This is a genomic window from Microcoleus sp. FACHB-672, assembly GCF_014695725.1.
Classification (GTDB): Bacteria; Cyanobacteriota; Cyanobacteriia; order Cyanobacteriales; family Oscillatoriaceae; genus FACHB-68.
The window spans coordinates 163,242-179,576 of record NZ_JACJOU010000007.1; the positions used below are offsets into that span (position 1 = coordinate 163,242).

Consider the following 16,335-nt stretch of genomic DNA (forward strand, 5'->3'; position numbering starts at 1 on the left):
CTGAATTCATATCAAGAGGTACAGCCTTGTTAAAAATGCAATTATAGCAATCTTAAGCTGCAACTAAAGCTTCTTGTCCATGCCGGCGTAACACATCCATGAGTTCATCCCGGTAGTCGTGGAATATAGAATGGCGTTTAACGTTATAGCTGCGTTCAGGTAGTTTGATCGTCATTTCTTTTCTGACTGTCCCAGGACGCGTCCCCAAAGCATAGATGCGATTCGCAAGGAAAACCGCTTCTTCCACATCGTGGGTAATCATAAAGATTGTGATATTTGTGCGCTGCCAAAGGTCTAACATAAATTCGTGCATCGACTCCTTAGTATGGATATCCAGCGCGCCAAAAGGTTCATCCATTAACAGCACTTTGGGTTCCGCAACCAACGCCCGCGCAATTGCCACGCGTTGCTTCATCCCACCTGATAATTCTTTCGGTAATGTCTTCGCAAAATTAGTCAATCCTACGACATTTAAGTAATAGCTTGCCTGCTCACGCCGCATCTTTTTCGGCACACCTTGCAGCTTGAGTCCAAACTCAGCATTTTCCTGCACAGTCATCCACGGATAAAGTGTGTAATGCTGAAATATCATACCCCGATCAGGCCCAGGCCCAGTAACTGCTTCTCCATCAATTGTAACTTCTCCAGATGTGGGCATATCAAGGCCGGCAATTTGTCGCAGCAGAGTAGACTTACCCGATCCCGACGCGCCCACCGCACAGATAAATTCACCCCGCTTAATCGTCATATTAATGTCCTTCAGGACAACTAACGAGCCATTTTTGGTATCAAAGTGCTTGTGCAGATTTTTAACTTGCAAATACATGAGTGAAATCTCCTTAATTAGAACAAACTTTGCAATTGATAAACTTGAGCAGTTGTTAATAAAATTAGGACGGCAACAGAAACTATCGTTGTTGACTTGTCCACCGACAAGAAACTTTCAAAAAGTATTGAAACAGCAAATCAAATGTCAACCCAATTACTCCAATTACAATCAATCCCACAAAAATTTCATCGGTTTTAAGAAATCGACCGGCTACGCTGATCCGCCGGCCTAGACCTTCTGATGCCGCAATGAGTTCAGAGACAATGACTAACTGCCAAGCGGCTGCTAAGTTAATGCGACACGCATCAAGAATTCCCGGCAAAACATGGGGGAAAATGACCTGAAGTAAGGCTTGTAAGCGGTTTCCTCCTAACATGTAAGTCGCTTCAATCAAATCTTTGGATACGAATTTTACAGTATCCATGACCATCAGGGTGTTAAAGAAAAAGGCACCGATAAAAATAAGAGTAATTTTTGGTTCTTCTCCGATACCTTGATACAAAATTAACAGCGGAATAAAGGCAGGGGCCGGCATATAGCGCATCAACCCGAACAGCGGTTCTAGTAAGGCACGAATGCTGGCAAAACTGCCCATCAATACCCCTATGGGGATGGAAAAAACTGCCGCTAAAATGAACCCGACACCAACGCGCCACAGACTTGCAACAGTATCCTTAAGGAGTTCGCGAGTCCTCCACAGCCGGCCAAATGCTTCAAGAACTTGAGCCGGCGAGGGTAAAAATTTAGGATCTATATTCCCAAATGTAGTAACCAACCACCACAGCAGCAGGGGCACCCCAATCGAGGTAAAAAGTAATGCTGTATGGAGCGGTTTGGGAATGTCTTCAGCAAGTTGCCAGAAAACAGTGGAATTTAGTTTTTTTGATTGGAGAAAGTCTCGAATCGATTCAGAATTTTGATTCATGACTAATTTTTACGAGGGCAAGGAAAGGAATATATCGATTTTTTGCAAAGGTTGATTTTTTCAACCGCAGATGCACGCAGGTAAACGCAGATAATATATGTGTGGGAGGTTAAGGATGGGATTGGATGCTTTTAGGATTTTCTAAATTTTTCAGCGTAGGCTTTAACAAAGCGATCATCAAACAGTCGGCTGGTGTCTGGTTGATTATTGGCTAGCCCTACTTCTCTGAGGAATTTGCTCATTTCTTGAGCAGCAAATTGTAAGGAAGTCAAATCGTTACCCGGTTGAAAAGCGGTCAAATTTTCCTCTATTGTGAAGATCCGAGTGCCGTCTGCATACTGCCGGTATTCGTCAACAGAAACCCCTGCTCGTTGCGCCATAATTTCATAAGATTTCTCTAGATTTGCCTCCATATATTCCAAGGTAGCAAACCAAGAATCAACTAATGCTTGAACGCGATCAGGATGTTCATCGACAAATTTGCGGGTGAATACCAGATGATCGGAAATTGCGCCGGTAAAATCTTTGGAACTAAATAGTTCTTTGCTTCCCGAACGCTTCAATGCTTGCGTGGTAAAAGGAGCAAACACTGCTGTTGCATCAACTTGTTTTGCCACAAATGCTGCGGCTGCTTTACCTGTTTCTAGGGGAATAAACTGAATGTCTTGGGGTGATAAACCGGCTTTCTTTAGCCCCAACAACAGCAGGAAGTGATCGACTGTGCCTTCTTCTGCGGCAACTTTTTTTCCTTTTAAGTCAGCGATTGAGTTAATACCCTCGCGGACAATCACCTTATCATTGCCGGTGGAGTTATCGTTAACCAGGACAATTACTTGATCCGCGCCACCGGATACAGAGTTAACCGTATCTCCAAGCGTTTGGCTGTTGGCATCAATTTGGCCGGCTGTCAGTGTGCTGATAGATTCCAAATACCCATCAAACCATTTCAAATCAACTGGAACACTGTTTGCCTGAAAAATTCCTTGTTCTTGAGCAACTTGCCAAGGAAACCAACCGGGCCATGCGCTGAATCCCAGACGGACGCTGCCGGCACTTACTGAGGCCGCCGTCTCGGTTTCGGTGGTTGTTTTGATGTAGATTGCCGGGTTAACGCAACCGACAACGAACGTTAGTGTGACAAGAAAAAGGATACAGAAAGATAGAGGTGATCGCACTCTCATAGCATCTCCTAGTGCAGAGATTGGTTGGGAGTTTTCAGCAGTTTGTTATTCGCTGTTAGCAAAGATAATTTTTAACAGAGCGGTTAACTATGTGTAGCAGGTAAAGCCGTCACCGCTTTGTTTCTTGTGATACAAAACCTCCAGATAGTTAGAAAAAGTTGAAACTCAATATCGTTCAAGCTTTTACCTTTTCTGCTCTTTAAGTTTTGTGATAAATGCTGTTAGTGAGGGACTGGGTGAGCATTTTGCCCACCCCAACAACACTGGGGTTGGTATTTTCTTCAGCAAACGCCTGAAAGTTGCTGCTGTTGAGCGGTTGATGATTGAGCAAGCTGAGAGCGCACCCAATCAAACCAGGCGTCTAACCCTTCTCCAGTTTTTGCAGAAACGGGAATAATGGTGACATGAGGATTCATTTGTCGCACATTTGCCACAATCAGATCCACATCAACATCTAGATGGGGCGCTATATCCATCTTGGTAATTAATAGACAATCCGCTTCTTGAAACATCACCGGGTATTTTAGCGGTTTATCTTCACCTTCTGTCACACTTAACAGGGCAACTTTCAGGTGTTCGCCTACTTCAAATTCAGCAGGACAAACGAGATTTCCCACATTTTCTACCAATACTAAATCAAATTCTGAGGGATTATATTCATGGGAGAGCCGGTGAATTCCGCCGGCAACCATTTTAGAATCCAAATGGCAAGATCGGCCCGTGTTAATCGCAATCACCGGCACGTTATATTTTCGCAGGCGATCCGCATCTAATTCTGTCGTCATATCGCCTTCAATGACTGCTATTTTGCACTCCTCAGTTAAAACCGCAAGTGTTTTTTCCAGCAGTGCAGTTTTGCCGGCACCGGGACTGCTCATAATATTCAAACAAGTAATTCCCCACTCATCGAAATGGGCGCGATTATGATCAGCCCCTTCCTGGTTAGCATGGAGCAAATTAATTCCTAAAGCAGCGTCAAAAGTTTGGTGCATAATTCAGCATTTGGAGTTTAAATGAATAGCGATAAATGGCAACGCTCTTACTCTTCGCATTTCGCGGAAATAACCACATCAGGTTGCGAATATTCAATGCGTTCGATTTTCAATTCTCGTCCTGAACGAATATCATCCATTGGAGACTGACAGGTTGGGCAAGCATATTGAATGCCAATTTCAGGACGATATTCCTGCCGGCATTGATGGCAGAAAGCAATCAACGGCGTTTCTTCAATGACTAACTCTGCGCCATCTAGAAAAGTATTGCGGGTTTGAACTTCAAAGGCAAATTGCAAACTCACAGGTTCAACACAAGTAAATTGACCAACTGTAAGATGAACCTGGGAAATTTTGGGGCGTTCTGGTTGTTCCTTCCACCATTTCCGCACCGTTACAATGAGCGCTTTGGTCATATCAGTTTCGTGCATGGATATACCCAAATCTAATGCAAATATTGTAGTTATAGAGACGCAATTGCTCGCGCCTCTAAACTTTTACGCCCATTCAACAAGTTCTGGTTGCGACTCTGGAAAAATATAGGCCGGTTTCTGCTTCCGTGGCAGTTGTCCCGACAGCACTAAATGAGCCATTGTGTCACAAATTACGCGCGTTGCCATGAGGGCAGTAATATCGCTGATGTCATAAGGTGGAGAAACTTCCACAACTTCCAAACCGCAAACCGGCGCACGTTGCACAATTTTTGCTAACAAAGCTAAGGCTTCACGAGGTAGTAATCCACCCGGTTCTGGCCAACCTGTACCAGGGACAAATCCCGCATCAATGCAATCAATATCAAAGCTGATGTAGACGCAGTCAGTGCCGTCTAATGCCCGTTCTAAGGCGAAATCGACTGCGGCATCAATTCCTTTTTCTACGATGTCGGTAACGGTAAGAATGTTGGTAGCGCGTTCCCGACAAACTTTTACACCCTGACGAGGAACCTGCCAGCCGCCAATTCCCAGTTGTACCAAGTTTTTCGCTGGGGCATTTTTCATGTTGGTGGCATGAAACCAAGGGCAAGTGTGCATCCGTTCGTCGAGGTCAGTTTCTTGGGTGTCGGCGTGGCGATCAAAATGAATAATGCCAACTTTTTTATCCCCTAAATGCCGGCAAATCCCGCGTACTGTTGGGAAACCAATCGAATGATCGCCGCCTAAAATAATCGGAAATGCACCGGAACTAAAGATGTGAGCGATACCTTTAGAAATCTGATCAAATGACTTTTCATTATTAGCGGGAATCGTGAAAATATCCCCAACATCGCAAAGCGTAATTTGTTCGCGCAGGTCAACGCCTAACTCGAAGTTGTAGGGGGTATAAAGTGCAGAAATCCGCCGAATTCCTTGAGGGCCAAATCTTGTACCGGGACGATAGGTCGTTCCCGAATCATGAGGAACACCGACAATTGCAACATCATATTCTCCAACCTTCCGCACATCTTCTACATAAGGTGCTTTGAGGAAGGTGTTGATACCGGCATAATGAGGCAGTTCACCGCGAGAAAATGTGGGAATACTGCGATCTTGAATACTTGACGCTGCTTCCAAGCCGTATTCCAGCCCTTTTGATACCTCTTGCTGCCAGCCGGTTAGGGGCAATCTCGCTTCCAATTCTAAAGCCCGTTGCGCTTCCGATGCAGTGTGCCCGTTATTTGGTGATGGGCTTTGAAACATGGGGTTTTCTGAAGGATTTTCAGTCATTTAGATGCCCTAGAAATTTTCAAAACAACAAAATGAGGAATTTGCGCTCGTCAACGCCGAAAGCCCAGGAGAACAAGCTCAGTCTCAGCGACTGGTACGTTCCTCCCGGGCTTTTATCCCGCCGTGTGACTAGCTAATCCCTCACAAAAAACTATAAGTTTTGGAGAAGCCAGTTTACCTCTCTCGGACCAGCATTTAAGCAGCTGCAATTTGAAATTTGATTTGTATTGCGCGGCTCAAACCGGAACCCTAGAGGCCATTAAATTTTTACTTCCTATCTATGAGTTCTCTCAAAGTCGTTGAAGTTTTGACTGTATTAACTACCGCCTTGGATAACTTCTGAGTGCTTTTAAGAGTCTCTCCTGTACTTTCTAGTACATAAATTAGCAATGAGTTTATTTAAAAAAAGTATCGTAAGTTACCAAATATCCGTAAATACTTGATTTTGTCTTCACTCGAAAATTTTCTGACACATGGTACAGCATTCGCTCGTCAATTATTGGTCGGGTTAAGATTTTTTTATAGTTGAATATTTGCCTGTAACTGCAAAACGTCGCTGAAGTCAAGACAATTAATGAATTTAGTAAATACTTTTAAAATTCTACTTCCTTGAGTTTAAATCACGACGAACAAATGGGTGAAAACCCCTGTAAACCTTATTCGCGAAAAAAAACAACTTTTGCAACAAGTCTATTGACAAATTGCTCAAGTTGTTAAAAGAAACTAACGACAGATGTACCGCCTGCTTAAACTTGTTGCAGATAAGATTCAAACCGCTGCTGCAATTGTTCCACCGGCAGATTTTGAGTCCAATATTCCACCAAAGCATGACCGAAAGCCCAAGCGTTGCGCTCTGGTGCAGCCGTGTTTTCTAGCAACACCGGCCAAAGCGATCGCAAGTCAAAATTAAGCAAATTACTCTCACCGGCATTCAACAGCGAGAACAAATCATAAGCCATTTGCAGCTTCCCAATTACAACCGGCAACTGCTCCACAGGAATTTGCTCTGCTAGCAGATACGCTAAATTTGGAGAGCCGGTTGACATGGTGGAAATGAACTGAAGAACCGGACTTTTCAACAGTGCGGTGAGTCCCTGTGTTGTTGCCATTTGGAATGTGTAGCGGTCGATAATTTTGCTGGCAGCAACCGTGCGGGCTTCCAAATTACGCAAAAAGCGGGCAAGGCGAAGTTGTTTAGCCGGCGAGATTTCTTGTACCAATGCTTGCGATATCGCCTCTGCATTCCAAGCAGTTCGACCTGTTTTGAGATCGCCGGCGACAATGGGCAGAATTAAATTACAGAAATCACTCAGAAGTTGAGCGCGGTATTCCGTCGCTTCCCGAATTGCTTTTTCTTTTGGGCGATCACCCCATTGCCAATCATAGGGCGGTTCCCATTCGCGTACCGGGCGCAGACGATCCACTTGGGTAACGAGTACAATTGCCGGCAAATCTTTAACTGCCGTTTTTAGGTCTTTGAGAAAGTCCACATCCATTTGCAGGGCGGGATCTAAAGCCGGTGTGACGAGTAGCAGCAGATCCGCGCCGGTGGCAAACTCCAGCACTTCATCCCGCAGATCCCCACGGTTGACTTGTTCGTAACCGGGTGTATCCCAAAGGATGAGCGTTTCACCGGCCTCACTTTGCCAGCGATAATTCTGTATTTTGTCTGTACTTGGTAATACATCAACCGCTGCTTTATCTGCCCGAAACAGCGTGTTAATTAAACTGCTTTTCCCAGCGCCGGTGCGCCCTGCCAGCAAAATACTGATGGGTTTTTGCTCAACTTCCTCCACAGGTTCAGCTTGTGAGAGGATTTCTCGCAGAGTTTGGGTTTGGGCTTTCGGCAGTGCCGGTGTGGCAACGGCAAATTCCCCAGGAAGCACCGTACTGCCGCCGTAGAGGGTGATTGCTTGCCGGCAGAGGTTCCGCAAGGCAGCTTCCCGAAGCGACTGACCCAAATTTACCAATAATTGCTGAGTTGCCTGGTTCCCGGAACGTTGACTCGCCACTTTTGCCACCGCTACTGCCGGGTTTAAAAACCATTGTGCCCAGTTCCACACTTGCATCAATTTGCGAGCGGATGGCTCTAGTTTGCGATAGACTTCGTAAGCTTCGTAAGCCTGCCCAACCGTAACTTGATTGAGGGCAGGAGATAATTTTTGCATCCACCGATCCAAGTCATCCACGGTTCCCCGAATTAGGGCATAAGCCTGGGGAACGTAAATAGAAAGTAGGGGATACTTAACTTCAGGATGATAAACATGGGCGACAGCGGCAACAAGTTCCTGACATCGCTGCCAAAATATCGCCCAATCTTCCCAAATTGGCGGATCGTTTTGTGCTGTTGTTACGATTTCTTGAAGTGCAGTTTCTGCTCGATTTATTGTGTCGTTATCGGCTAACTGCGCGGTTGAATCTCCAATCGGAGAAGCCAATTCTTTGTTAACTTCCGCCATGACGGCTTCCATCTGATCGAAAGCCGGTTTCGTCCATTTAACCAGTAGCCACCGCCAGCCAACTAATAGAACGGTAACTACAGCCCAGATCCAGTTAATTCCCCACTCGTGGATTTGTCTGCCGGCTGCTACCAGCAAGAAACCAACGATCATTGCGATTGGCGTTGCCAATACAATCCATTGCCACAGCTTTAATCGCACCATTGCACTCTGCCTGCTTAGCGTTGTTATATTGCTATTGTGGATCTAACACGACTCTGATGAGTGCTGGCTCACCGGATAATACAAGATGGGTTCTATAAGGAGCTGAAACTCTGAGCAAGGAGCGTTTGCGAGAAGATGCTGCCCAAATTCGAGAGCTATACGTTAAGAAAACTGTCGGTAAAGGGAATGTTGCAATTGCTGAAGTACATCTCCAGGAAAATGTAGTTTTTTGTGCGGGAGGAACATCTAGAGCAAGGAGTCCAACCCCTCTACCCAAGCCAAAATCAAATGGAGGACAATTTGAGCCTACAATTGACTCTCGTTTTTGTCCTGGGCGCCTTATGGATACGGATGCTGAATATAAAGTATTATCTAGCATTGCAGACACTCTAGAGACGTGTTATGGGATACAGGTCAAGGGCAGCCTCTATCTTTACACTGAACTACAACCCTGTGAAAGCTGTAATAATGTCCTAAGACAGTTTAGAGACAAATTTCCGAATATAAGGGTAGAAGTATTCTGGGACTACCCCTGGCCCTAATTATAGTAAAGGAGAGATTCCTGATGGTATTAGCATCGAGCTATTCTTTTGATTTAAACTCTTCTTTTTTACCTTCGATACCCGATCCTCTCAAAGAATTGCTGAATAAAATCAGGCAGCAACATTATGAAGAACTCTATGAGCCTGAGGCAGAGGGATCAGCTTCTCTTCAAGATGCTTTAAATGAAATTCTAGAAGAATTTCGTATCAGCGATCCTACGCTATGTCATCTTCGTTATACCTGGATGACGCTAATTTTAGTTTTAGTGGTAGAGCCGACAGTGGAATACTATCAGCCACTCAATTCCTTGCCCAAAAAGCTCATAAATTCGATAGTGCTATGGTTGTTCAAAGCAAGTCGAAATTTAAGTAATTATGATACAAGTGAAAATGTACCTAATTCTAGTAAGTTTATAAATGAAATATTTAGTGAGAATAATTTGAATTGCGAGCGCTCCCCAGCGAGCTTCCAGATAATAAATGAAGCTCTAGATGTCTTTTATAATGCGCTTCTGGTTCTCGATTACAAGAACTCGATACAGGCAATTCTAGAGATTTTAGATGATTGCTTGGAAGGTTACGCGATTTTTCCTGGCTCTTGCGGTAGACGTGAGCTGCTAGACTGGTGGATACTAGAGGTTGTGCCGGCAAGTTGGTATTTACTGCCTCCTAAATCCTTTTATGTAGTAGAAGGTTTGCAAAATAGAGAAGAGATTGAATTACGTCAGGCTAGCGCATTAAAACGCATTAGTTTCGTAATGCGGAGCCTTCTTCAACAGAGTGAGCTTAGCCAAGTCAAATCCAAATTTCCGATTCCGAACAGCATCTACATCAGAACTTCGGGCAATAAGGAGAAAATAGGTACTGGAATTAGGCGGGATTCTTGGAAATCACTTCAAAGCTTAAACACTCGTGAGTACACCGATGAATTAGTTGCTTTTGTGTAGTAAATTAAATAACTTATATGAGCAAGCAACAAGATATCAGAGAAGAATTAGCCGCAATCCTCAAGTCTTTTCAAGACAGTGAATTGATTGATGAAGAAAAGGAAAGCTATGGAGAGGAGTACATTGCTAAAGTCAAGATGGCTTGTACTAACCTCCTCAAAAAGGAGTCTTTTCAAGTTGGACAACTTGTGAAATGGAAAGAAAATCTCAAGAATAGAAAACTACCTTACAAAACTCAACCGGCTATTGTTGTCGCAGTCCTAGACAAGCCTATATTCAGCGATGAAAAGGAGTCTGGTAGCCCTTACTTTCTCGAACCCCTAGACATCGTATTAGGATTACTGATTGATGATAATACTTTTCTAACCTTTTATTATGATAGTAGAAGATTTGAGGCTTACTAGAGCGCAAATATTTTAAGGAAAAATGGCTATTACGGAGGTCGTTGATACTAAATGTAGTCCAGTGATGACCTAGAACTTCAGTTGCCAATGCCGGCTTTCGTGATTGAGTTACAACTTACAGTAGGAGAATTGTTTAGCTGGCTATTGGAATGAGATGACAAACGGTAATTTAAATGCCGGCACTCCTACCCAGCATTTTCTGACTGTTTGATTCCCTTAAACCGTTCTTGTGCTGACTTAAACGACTCTCGCATGACAGACTGAATTTTCTTAGGATCGGGCTTCTTCCCTCCCATTAAATCGCCAAAGTAAACGCAAGCACCCTCACCCAGCGAGAAGGTGTAGGCAGCAGCCCAAGAAGCCGCAATCACACTACCAAACCCCGGTAAAAATTTGACCACTTCCCGCCCAATTGCCTGCGCTAGAAAGCCGCCGGCAATCGTACTAACAACACCTCCTGCCTGCGATGGGGTTAGTGTCTGCCCGTACAATTTCCCCAGCAGCCCCACCATAGACACTTGCAAGGCAGTCAACACCGGCATACTCGCAAATGGCAACGGCACCGCCTCCACCGCAGCTGCCATGATCGAAAATGGCAAAATGTAGCGGCGTGCAGTATCCCGATAAAGGTTGCCAATTTGCTCACCGGCTTCCTGATCCAATAACTGATAAATCGCACTCGCTTCTGCTTCTGGTAGCAACTCTGCTAGAGAATCCCGCAGCGCCTCTAAGCCATAAAACACGGGCGTGTAACCGTCCTCTTCCAGCGTGAAGTCAATGAGCACAGCGCCGTTGTACAGTCCGGTAAACGCTTGCTTTATTGCCGCAAACGCTCGGTTAACTTCCGCATAGTCGGGTGGGTAAGCGGGATGATCCGCTGTGCCGGCAGGGTAAAGTTCATGCAAGCAAGTCACCACCAACAAACACGGAATATCGGGATACTGCCGGCGCAACCCAGTCGCAATTTGCCGCAAAGTATCCGTTGCAAAATCATTAATTTTAACCGTCAAAATCAAAACGCTGGCGCGGCGACTCTTCTGTTGCAGATCGCCAACCAGTTCTTGAACCAGCACTTGAGTGTCCTGATTGACATCTCCCAGCCCCACGGTATCGGTAAAAATCAATAATGGCAGGTCATTAGACGGATAAGCATAGCGTTGCGTGTTCTGCGTGTGAGGGCGAAATCCCTGCCCCACAATCTCAGCAGATACGCCCGTCAGTCCCCGCACAATTGAGCTTTTGCCTGATTGAGGCTTACCAATCAAAAGCGCTTCCGTTGTGGGTAGTTCGGCACGAACCGCCGCCAAAATCTCTGCCACCCGCTCATCACTGACACTAAACCATTTCGTCGCCGTCTGTGCGGCTTCATCTACGGGTAAAAGTCGCATTACGCGATCTGTTGCGTTGTTCCAGACACCGGCAACGCGGGTTTTCCAGGGATTGTTCACCGGCTCAGTTTTCACACCCTCCGTCGGTTCACTTCTTTGCTCAGAATCTGCCGACGATGAATCGGAATGTCGCATTATGCGATCTGTTGCGTTGTTCCAGACACCGGCAATGCGGGTTTTCCAGGGATTGTTCATCGGCTCAGTTTTCACACCCTCCGTCGGTTCACTTCTTTGCTCAGAATCTGTCGGCGATGAATCGGGATTATGTTGCTCAGTCATGCACACCAAAATAGCAGAGAGTTTAAACTAATTCTATCTATCAGAGAGCCGAGTAAAATTTCAACTCTAGGGGCTTGAAATATCGCTTCAAGTGTATCAGCTAGAAAGGCAGTTTCAATATAAACAGCGAGGATTCCTTCACCGAATAAATTCTCAACAGTCCGAAATATTAATTTTACTACGCGGCGATGCTACCGCTAGCCCAATAGGTTCGACTGGCACCCGATGCAAGTCGCAAAATCTTTTGACACCCACTAACTTTCGTAATCACTCATTGCCACCGGCAGGCGCACCGTAAACACAGAACCCTTACCCAGCTCACTTTCCATTGCGATTTCCCCGCCCATCATCTCACAGAAATGCCGGCTAATTGCTAAGCCCAATCCCGTGCCCCCATACTTGCGCGTTGTCGAGGCGTCCCCTTGTATAAAAGCTTCAAATAATCGCTGCTGTTCTTCTAAAGACATCCCAATCCCTGTGTCTTCTACGCAGAAGTGAATCCAATCAGGAATGCTTTCAACCTCACGAGTGACTGTCAGCGTTACCCGGCCATTTGTTGTAAATTTAGCAGCATTGCTTAGTAAGTTAAAAAGCACTTGCCGCACCTTGGTTTGATCGGCGTACATCATCCCCAGTTGGTGATCACTATTCACCTCTAAAACATTGCCATTTTTTTCCACGATCGGCTTGACTGTAGCAATGACGTTAGCAATCAGTGGCAAAAGTTCAAACCTCTCTGGATAAAGCTGCATTTTTCCCGCTTCAATTTTGGAGAAGTCGAGAATATCATTAATTAATGTTAGTAAATGCTTGCCGGCACCATTAATTGAACGCAAATCGTCAATAAAATCCAGATCACCGATCTCTAAATCTTGAACATCCTCTTGAAGCAGTTCGCTGTAACCGATGATCGCATTCAACGGCGTGCGTAATTCATGGCTCATATTTGCTAAAAACTGGCTTTTCGCTTTGCTAGCGGCTTCAGCTGCTTCTTTCGCCTGTTGCAGTTGTTGGGTGCGCTCGGACACTCGCTCGATGAGATGATTTAAAGAAATCGCTAATGAGCCAATTTCATCTTGGGTTGTCACCGGCACTCGCAACTCAAAGTTAGACTCTCTCCCCACCTGCTCAGCAAGTTGAGTGAGGGTGACAACCGGCTCAGCGATCGCTCGACTGGTACGCAACGCCAAAACCCCGGCAATCGCCACTGACAGCAACATACTCACGACAATAATTAGTTTCTCAAGTCCTTGTGCCTCCTCCATCGCCATTTCCCCCAACCGCTCTTGATCTTGAGAAATATTCAAGAGTTCTGTCAGAGGTTCTGAAAGACGATCCAGTTGCGTGGCTTCCGTGCCGGTGACAAGCAGACGCAGTTGCTGCCGCGCTAAGTCTACTTCCTCTGACGGCAATTGCGATGGGTTGATTTGCTGCAAGCTTGAGTCTATTTGTTGTGCGTAAGCTTTTAAGCTCGTTGTGTAAGCCTGTATCAAAGTCAGCATCGTGGGGGGATCTGCGGCTAACCGGTGGGGATGACTTTGGATAAAGCTTTCAATTTCAAGCTGCAACTTCTGCGCTTTGGCAACACTTTCAAAGAGGCGGATTTTTTCTAATTGCAGCCGATCTGCATCCTCCACAATCGCAGCTAGCCGCGAGCCATGCAACTGCGCCAAGATTGCCGCATCTTTAAAATTTCCCAGCAGTTGTGCTTGCACATGGGCATCGGCAAGCTCCTCTACGCCTTGTCCCTGGAAATAATCCGCAATCAGCAGCCCACCAAGTGAGCCACACAAACCAATGCCAAGTGCTAGGAAATACCCGTAACCAATTTTTTGGTGGATGCGCCAAGAGCGGGCTTTGGTTTCCCAGTGTTGGAGGAATTTTAGGGGCAGGCTTTCTAGGGGGGGTTGGGCAGTTACAACTTGTTGACTCTCTGTATTTCCGTCAGAAGGGGTTGACTGTTGAGGTTGCATCTGCAGAAATTCCTTACCTCCAGCAAAAAACAATCGCATCCGTTTCCTCTGTTAACTGTTACATGGCTCAAACAACTGTGCGGTAAAATTTCCCTGATCGCAGCAGACACCAACAATCCTAGCTTATGAAACCGAACTGGGCGAGTAATTGATCGCTTTGAAAAGGCGCAGGCTTATGACGCTTTTGTGCCAGTTTACTGTAGAAGCTCAATCCTATCAAGTTAAACGTGTGAATGTTGGATTAATGAATAAGTATTAAGTCCGGCACTTTTTTCAGTTTTTTGCAACAATCAGGGCTTTAGGGTTAAACACGTTCCGCTTTGAGCGGTTTGGAAATATTGAGTTTCCAAAAGTGTAACCAATGAAAGGTGCCGACTGAAACGGTGGCAAAGTAGAAACAAGCCGTTAAGTGTGCTTTTACCTTTTTCTTTCTCAGGAAACTCTCTTTTATGAATTTATCTCTACAGTCTGGCGCTCAATCCACTGCTTGGAATCGTTTGAAAAGTTTGTCGCTCGTGTTAGGTTTGCTCAGCTTAACTGCCTGCCAATCTGTGCCGGCTCAAATGCAAACTGGACATTTCGCACCCCTACCGAGAACCCTCAGTGTATCAGGGAAGGGAGAGGTGAGTATCCCCGCAACAATCGCGAAAGTCAATTTAGGGGTTGAAGTTCAGGGTAAAACCGCAACAGCAGTGCAACCGGAGGTAGCGAAGCGCTCGGAGGCGGTGGTAAAACTGTTGAAAGAGCGGAAGGTGGAAAAACTGAAAACCGCCGGCATTAATCTCAGCCCAACTTATAGCTTTCAAAACAATGAGCAACGCTTGAATGGATATGCCGGCAGCAACATTGTCAGTTTTGAAATTGCGACAGATAAGGTGGGAACGCTGTTAGATGATGCGATTAAAGCTGGGGCAACGCGAATTGACAGCATTGACTTTACTGCGACAGATGAAGCGATTGCAGCCGCCCAAAAGCTAGCGCTGGGTGAAGCAACGGAACATGCTAAAAAACAAGCGGATGCCGTTTTCACAACCCTAAGCTTTAAGTCGCAGGAAATTGTCGGGATTCAAATTAATGCTGCAAATACACCGATGCCACCGATGCCAATGCCGGTTGGTGTTCCGTTAGCCCAAGATACGAAAAACTCTGTCACTCAAGTGGTGGGTGGAGAGCAGCAAGTACAATCTTTCGTAACGCTGCAAATTCGTTATTAAACAGCCGGCAAGTCTGTTAAATTTAACGGTTCAGAATGCTGCCTAACCAAACAACAGTTAAAACTCCCAGTAACACCCAAATCAGTACAATGATGTCGGCAGCTATCCAATTTGTGGGTTTTTCCTGTGCCATTTTGGTTGCTGCTTTCTCGCGGCATTCAGCTAAAACCTCTGGTGGAATCATTTTCAGCACCAGCCAAATTCCCGCCGGCAGGATAATCAAATCGTCCAGAAATCCGATGACGGGAATTCTATCTGGAATTAAATCAATGGGACTGAAGGCATAAGCAAAGACACCAGCAGCTAGGAACCGAGCATACCAAGGCGTTCTGGAATCTTTACTCACCAAATAAATTGCCCAGGTTTCTTTTTTGAGTTTTCTTGCCAGTTGTTTGAGGGAGTGCATGGGAGGCGTTTTAGGCGAATCCCGGCATTTTATCAAAGAAAGATTCTGCCGGGATGCTGAAGAATTTGTTTAGCAATCCCTTAATTAGATTTTTGCTCTGGAATGCTAGCACCTCGATATTTTACCTCTAAAGCTTGATTTTCTTGAACCATTAGAGCCGTTTGTTCGGTGCCGGTTTTACAAATTTGACCCCGGTATTTTACAATAGTTTCACCTTCTTTTGCTTCCTCTAGAGGAGCGGTTGGTTCGTAGTCTACTCCGCGATAACAGAGTTTTATTTTGTCATCGGATTCAGATTCAATGATCAGCTGCCGGCTTGGCTGCAAAAGCCGATTACTGCTAACTAAGGTAAGTACGAGCAGTAACAACTGAATCTGCCACGGTGCAATTACCAAACTCACCAGTAAGCTCACAACTAAAATTGATGCGGCGAGATAGGCAATTTCGTCAGCAGAGTTTGTCAAGATATAGGTAACTGCCAGAGCAATTCCCAGTGTAAACATGAAAGACCAAGGCATAATTATCACCTCTGCGCTAGGGTTTCAAGGATATGGGAAAGGGGCTTAAACGGCTTATTTTAAAAAAGGCTGATTTTAAAACGTGCGGTGATAGGGCAGTATTCGCCCTGATAAGAGACGCTCAGTTGCCAATTCTATAGATGCTCACACCAAAATGCCCCACAAAGATTTAACTGTATTTTTACATTCCCAAGGGTTATTATTTTACCACACAAATTGATACTAAACGTTAAGATGTCTTGACAGAGGTTAATCTGCTAGTTGTCAAAACTGAAGCGAGCGCATTGAGCTATTTTGTTTGAGAAAATCGGTTTTTGGGCTGAGTCAGGTTTTTTGTAAAGTGAGTATTTATACTTATTTAATATCATCTG

At 45.2% G+C, this 16,335-nt stretch carries 15 protein-coding genes and 1 pseudogene; 4 read left to right on the forward strand and 12 right to left on the reverse strand.

All coding sequences use genetic code 11. From position 1 onward, the window contains the following. Nucleotides 1–52: 52 nt before the first annotated feature. The 7 genes from H6F56_RS04360 to H6F56_RS04390 all read right to left on the reverse strand — a co-directional run bounded on the left by H6F56_RS04360 (nucleotide 53) and on the right by H6F56_RS04390 (nucleotide 8,293). Complete coding sequence (locus H6F56_RS04360) at nucleotides 53–826, reverse strand: ABC transporter ATP-binding protein (protein WP_190665624.1); 774 nt, start codon at nucleotides 824–826, stop codon at nucleotides 53–55. Nucleotides 827–908: 82 nt separating this feature from the next. Beyond that, nucleotides 909–1,754 (reverse strand): ABC transporter permease, encoded by an 846-nt coding sequence (locus tag H6F56_RS04365; RefSeq protein WP_190665625.1) that lies wholly within the window; start codon nucleotides 1,752–1,754, stop codon nucleotides 909–911. 131 nt (nucleotides 1,755–1,885) lie between these two features. After that, complete coding sequence (locus tag H6F56_RS04370; protein ID WP_190665626.1) at nucleotides 1,886–2,935, reverse strand: ABC transporter substrate-binding protein; 1,050 nt, start codon at nucleotides 2,933–2,935, stop codon at nucleotides 1,886–1,888. 281 nt (nucleotides 2,936–3,216) lie between these two features. After that, a complete protein-coding gene (gene hypB, locus H6F56_RS04375) occupies nucleotides 3,217–3,927 on the reverse strand; it encodes a hydrogenase nickel incorporation protein HypB (protein WP_190665627.1) in 711 nt (236 codons plus the stop codon). 47 nt (nucleotides 3,928–3,974) lie between these two features. Continuing rightward, complete coding sequence (hypA, locus tag H6F56_RS04380; protein ID WP_190665628.1) at nucleotides 3,975–4,358, reverse strand: hydrogenase maturation nickel metallochaperone HypA; 384 nt, start codon at nucleotides 4,356–4,358, stop codon at nucleotides 3,975–3,977. A 66-nt stretch (nucleotides 4,359–4,424) separates the two neighbouring features. Continuing rightward, nucleotides 4,425–5,630 carry an agmatinase gene (gene speB, locus H6F56_RS04385; RefSeq protein ID WP_190665629.1) on the reverse strand — a complete coding sequence of 402 codons (1,206 nt, stop codon included), beginning with the start codon at nucleotides 5,628–5,630 and terminating at the stop codon, nucleotides 4,425–4,427. Nucleotides 5,631–6,376: 746 nt separating this feature from the next. Further along, on the reverse strand, nucleotides 6,377–8,293 hold the full coding sequence (locus tag H6F56_RS04390) for a GTPase family protein (RefSeq protein WP_190665630.1): 1,917 nt from the start codon (nucleotides 8,291–8,293) through the stop codon (nucleotides 6,377–6,379). Between the two features lie 341 nt (nucleotides 8,294–8,634). Between H6F56_RS04390 and H6F56_RS27260 the strand changes: the two genes are divergently transcribed. Genes H6F56_RS27260 through H6F56_RS04405 form a run of 3 tightly spaced genes read left to right on the forward strand, consistent with a single transcriptional unit; the run spans nucleotide 8,635 to nucleotide 10,186 of the window. After that, nucleotides 8,635–8,835 carry a deaminase domain-containing protein gene (locus H6F56_RS27260; RefSeq protein ID WP_242031867.1) on the forward strand — a complete coding sequence of 67 codons (201 nt, stop codon included), beginning with the start codon at nucleotides 8,635–8,637 and terminating at the stop codon, nucleotides 8,833–8,835. Nucleotides 8,836–8,858: 23 nt separating this feature from the next. Then, nucleotides 8,859–9,782 carry a hypothetical protein gene (locus tag H6F56_RS04400; RefSeq protein ID WP_190665631.1) on the forward strand — a complete coding sequence of 308 codons (924 nt, stop codon included), beginning with the start codon at nucleotides 8,859–8,861 and terminating at the stop codon, nucleotides 9,780–9,782. 17 nt (nucleotides 9,783–9,799) lie between these two features. Further along, nucleotides 9,800–10,186: a hypothetical protein gene (locus H6F56_RS04405; RefSeq protein WP_190665632.1), complete on the forward strand. Its 387-nt coding sequence runs from the start codon at nucleotides 9,800–9,802 to the stop codon at nucleotides 10,184–10,186. 185 nt (nucleotides 10,187–10,371) lie between these two features. Here the strand turns inward: H6F56_RS04405 and H6F56_RS04410 are convergent, their stop codons facing one another. From H6F56_RS04410 to H6F56_RS04415, 3 genes and pseudogenes are all read right to left on the reverse strand, one after another. Beyond that, a complete protein-coding gene (locus H6F56_RS04410) occupies nucleotides 10,372–11,853 on the reverse strand; it encodes a YcjF family protein (protein ID WP_416360981.1) in 1,482 nt (493 codons plus the stop codon). Nucleotides 11,854–12,107: 254 nt separating this feature from the next. After that, entirely contained in the window at nucleotides 12,108–12,458 is a 351-nt protein-coding gene (locus tag H6F56_RS27265; RefSeq protein ID WP_416360983.1) for an ATP-binding protein, read from the reverse strand. Nucleotides 12,459–12,620: 162 nt separating this feature from the next. Further along, nucleotides 12,621–13,865: pseudogene (locus H6F56_RS04415) on the reverse strand (sensor histidine kinase); the annotation flags it as partial. A gap of 410 nt (nucleotides 13,866–14,275) precedes the next feature. Here H6F56_RS04415 and H6F56_RS04420 point away from each other — a divergent pair. Further along, nucleotides 14,276–15,040, forward strand: a complete 765-nt coding sequence (locus tag H6F56_RS04420) for an SIMPL domain-containing protein (protein WP_190665634.1) — start codon at nucleotides 14,276–14,278, stop codon at nucleotides 15,038–15,040. A gap of 22 nt (nucleotides 15,041–15,062) precedes the next feature. On the opposite strand, the gene H6F56_RS04425 is transcribed toward H6F56_RS04420, so the two are convergent. Beyond that, nucleotides 15,063–15,446, reverse strand: a complete 384-nt coding sequence (locus tag H6F56_RS04425) for a YkvA family protein (protein ID WP_190665635.1) — start codon at nucleotides 15,444–15,446, stop codon at nucleotides 15,063–15,065. 80 nt (nucleotides 15,447–15,526) lie between these two features. Beyond that, nucleotides 15,527–15,964 carry a DUF4278 domain-containing protein gene (locus tag H6F56_RS04430; protein WP_190665636.1) on the reverse strand — a complete coding sequence of 146 codons (438 nt, stop codon included), beginning with the start codon at nucleotides 15,962–15,964 and terminating at the stop codon, nucleotides 15,527–15,529. Between the last annotated feature and the right edge of the window lie 371 nt (nucleotides 15,965–16,335).

What these genes read in the sequence shown, in the direction of transcription:
- H6F56_RS04360 (WP_190665624.1), bottom strand. Translation starts at nt 826, where the DNA reads ATGTATTTGCAAGTTAAAAATCTGCACAAGCACTTTGATACCAAAAAT.
- H6F56_RS04365 (WP_190665625.1), bottom strand. Translation starts at nt 1,754, where the DNA reads ATGAATCAAAATTCTGAATCGATTCGAGACTTTCTCCAATCAAAAAAA.
- H6F56_RS04370 (WP_190665626.1), bottom strand. Translation starts at nt 2,935, where the DNA reads ATGAGAGTGCGATCACCTCTATCTTTCTGTATCCTTTTTCTTGTCACA.
- hypB (WP_190665627.1), bottom strand. Translation starts at nt 3,927, where the DNA reads ATGCACCAAACTTTTGACGCTGCTTTAGGAATTAATTTGCTCCATGCT.
- hypA (WP_190665628.1), bottom strand. Translation starts at nt 4,358, where the DNA reads ATGCACGAAACTGATATGACCAAAGCGCTCATTGTAACGGTGCGGAAA.
- speB (WP_190665629.1), bottom strand. Translation starts at nt 5,630, where the DNA reads ATGACTGAAAATCCTTCAGAAAACCCCATGTTTCAAAGCCCATCACCA.
- H6F56_RS04390 (WP_190665630.1), bottom strand. Translation starts at nt 8,293, where the DNA reads ATGGTGCGATTAAAGCTGTGGCAATGGATTGTATTGGCAACGCCAATC.
- H6F56_RS27260 (WP_242031867.1), top strand. Translation starts at nt 8,635, where the DNA reads ATGGATACGGATGCTGAATATAAAGTATTATCTAGCATTGCAGACACT.
- H6F56_RS04400 (WP_190665631.1), top strand. Translation starts at nt 8,859, where the DNA reads ATGGTATTAGCATCGAGCTATTCTTTTGATTTAAACTCTTCTTTTTTA.
- H6F56_RS04405 (WP_190665632.1), top strand. Translation starts at nt 9,800, where the DNA reads ATGAGCAAGCAACAAGATATCAGAGAAGAATTAGCCGCAATCCTCAAG.
- H6F56_RS04410 (WP_416360981.1), bottom strand. Translation starts at nt 11,853, where the DNA reads ATGACTGAGCAACATAATCCCGATTCATCGCCGACAGATTCTGAGCAA.
- H6F56_RS04420 (WP_190665634.1), top strand. Translation starts at nt 14,276, where the DNA reads ATGAATTTATCTCTACAGTCTGGCGCTCAATCCACTGCTTGGAATCGT.
- H6F56_RS04425 (WP_190665635.1), bottom strand. Translation starts at nt 15,446, where the DNA reads ATGCACTCCCTCAAACAACTGGCAAGAAAACTCAAAAAAGAAACCTGG.
- H6F56_RS04430 (WP_190665636.1), bottom strand. Translation starts at nt 15,964, where the DNA reads ATGCCTTGGTCTTTCATGTTTACACTGGGAATTGCTCTGGCAGTTACC.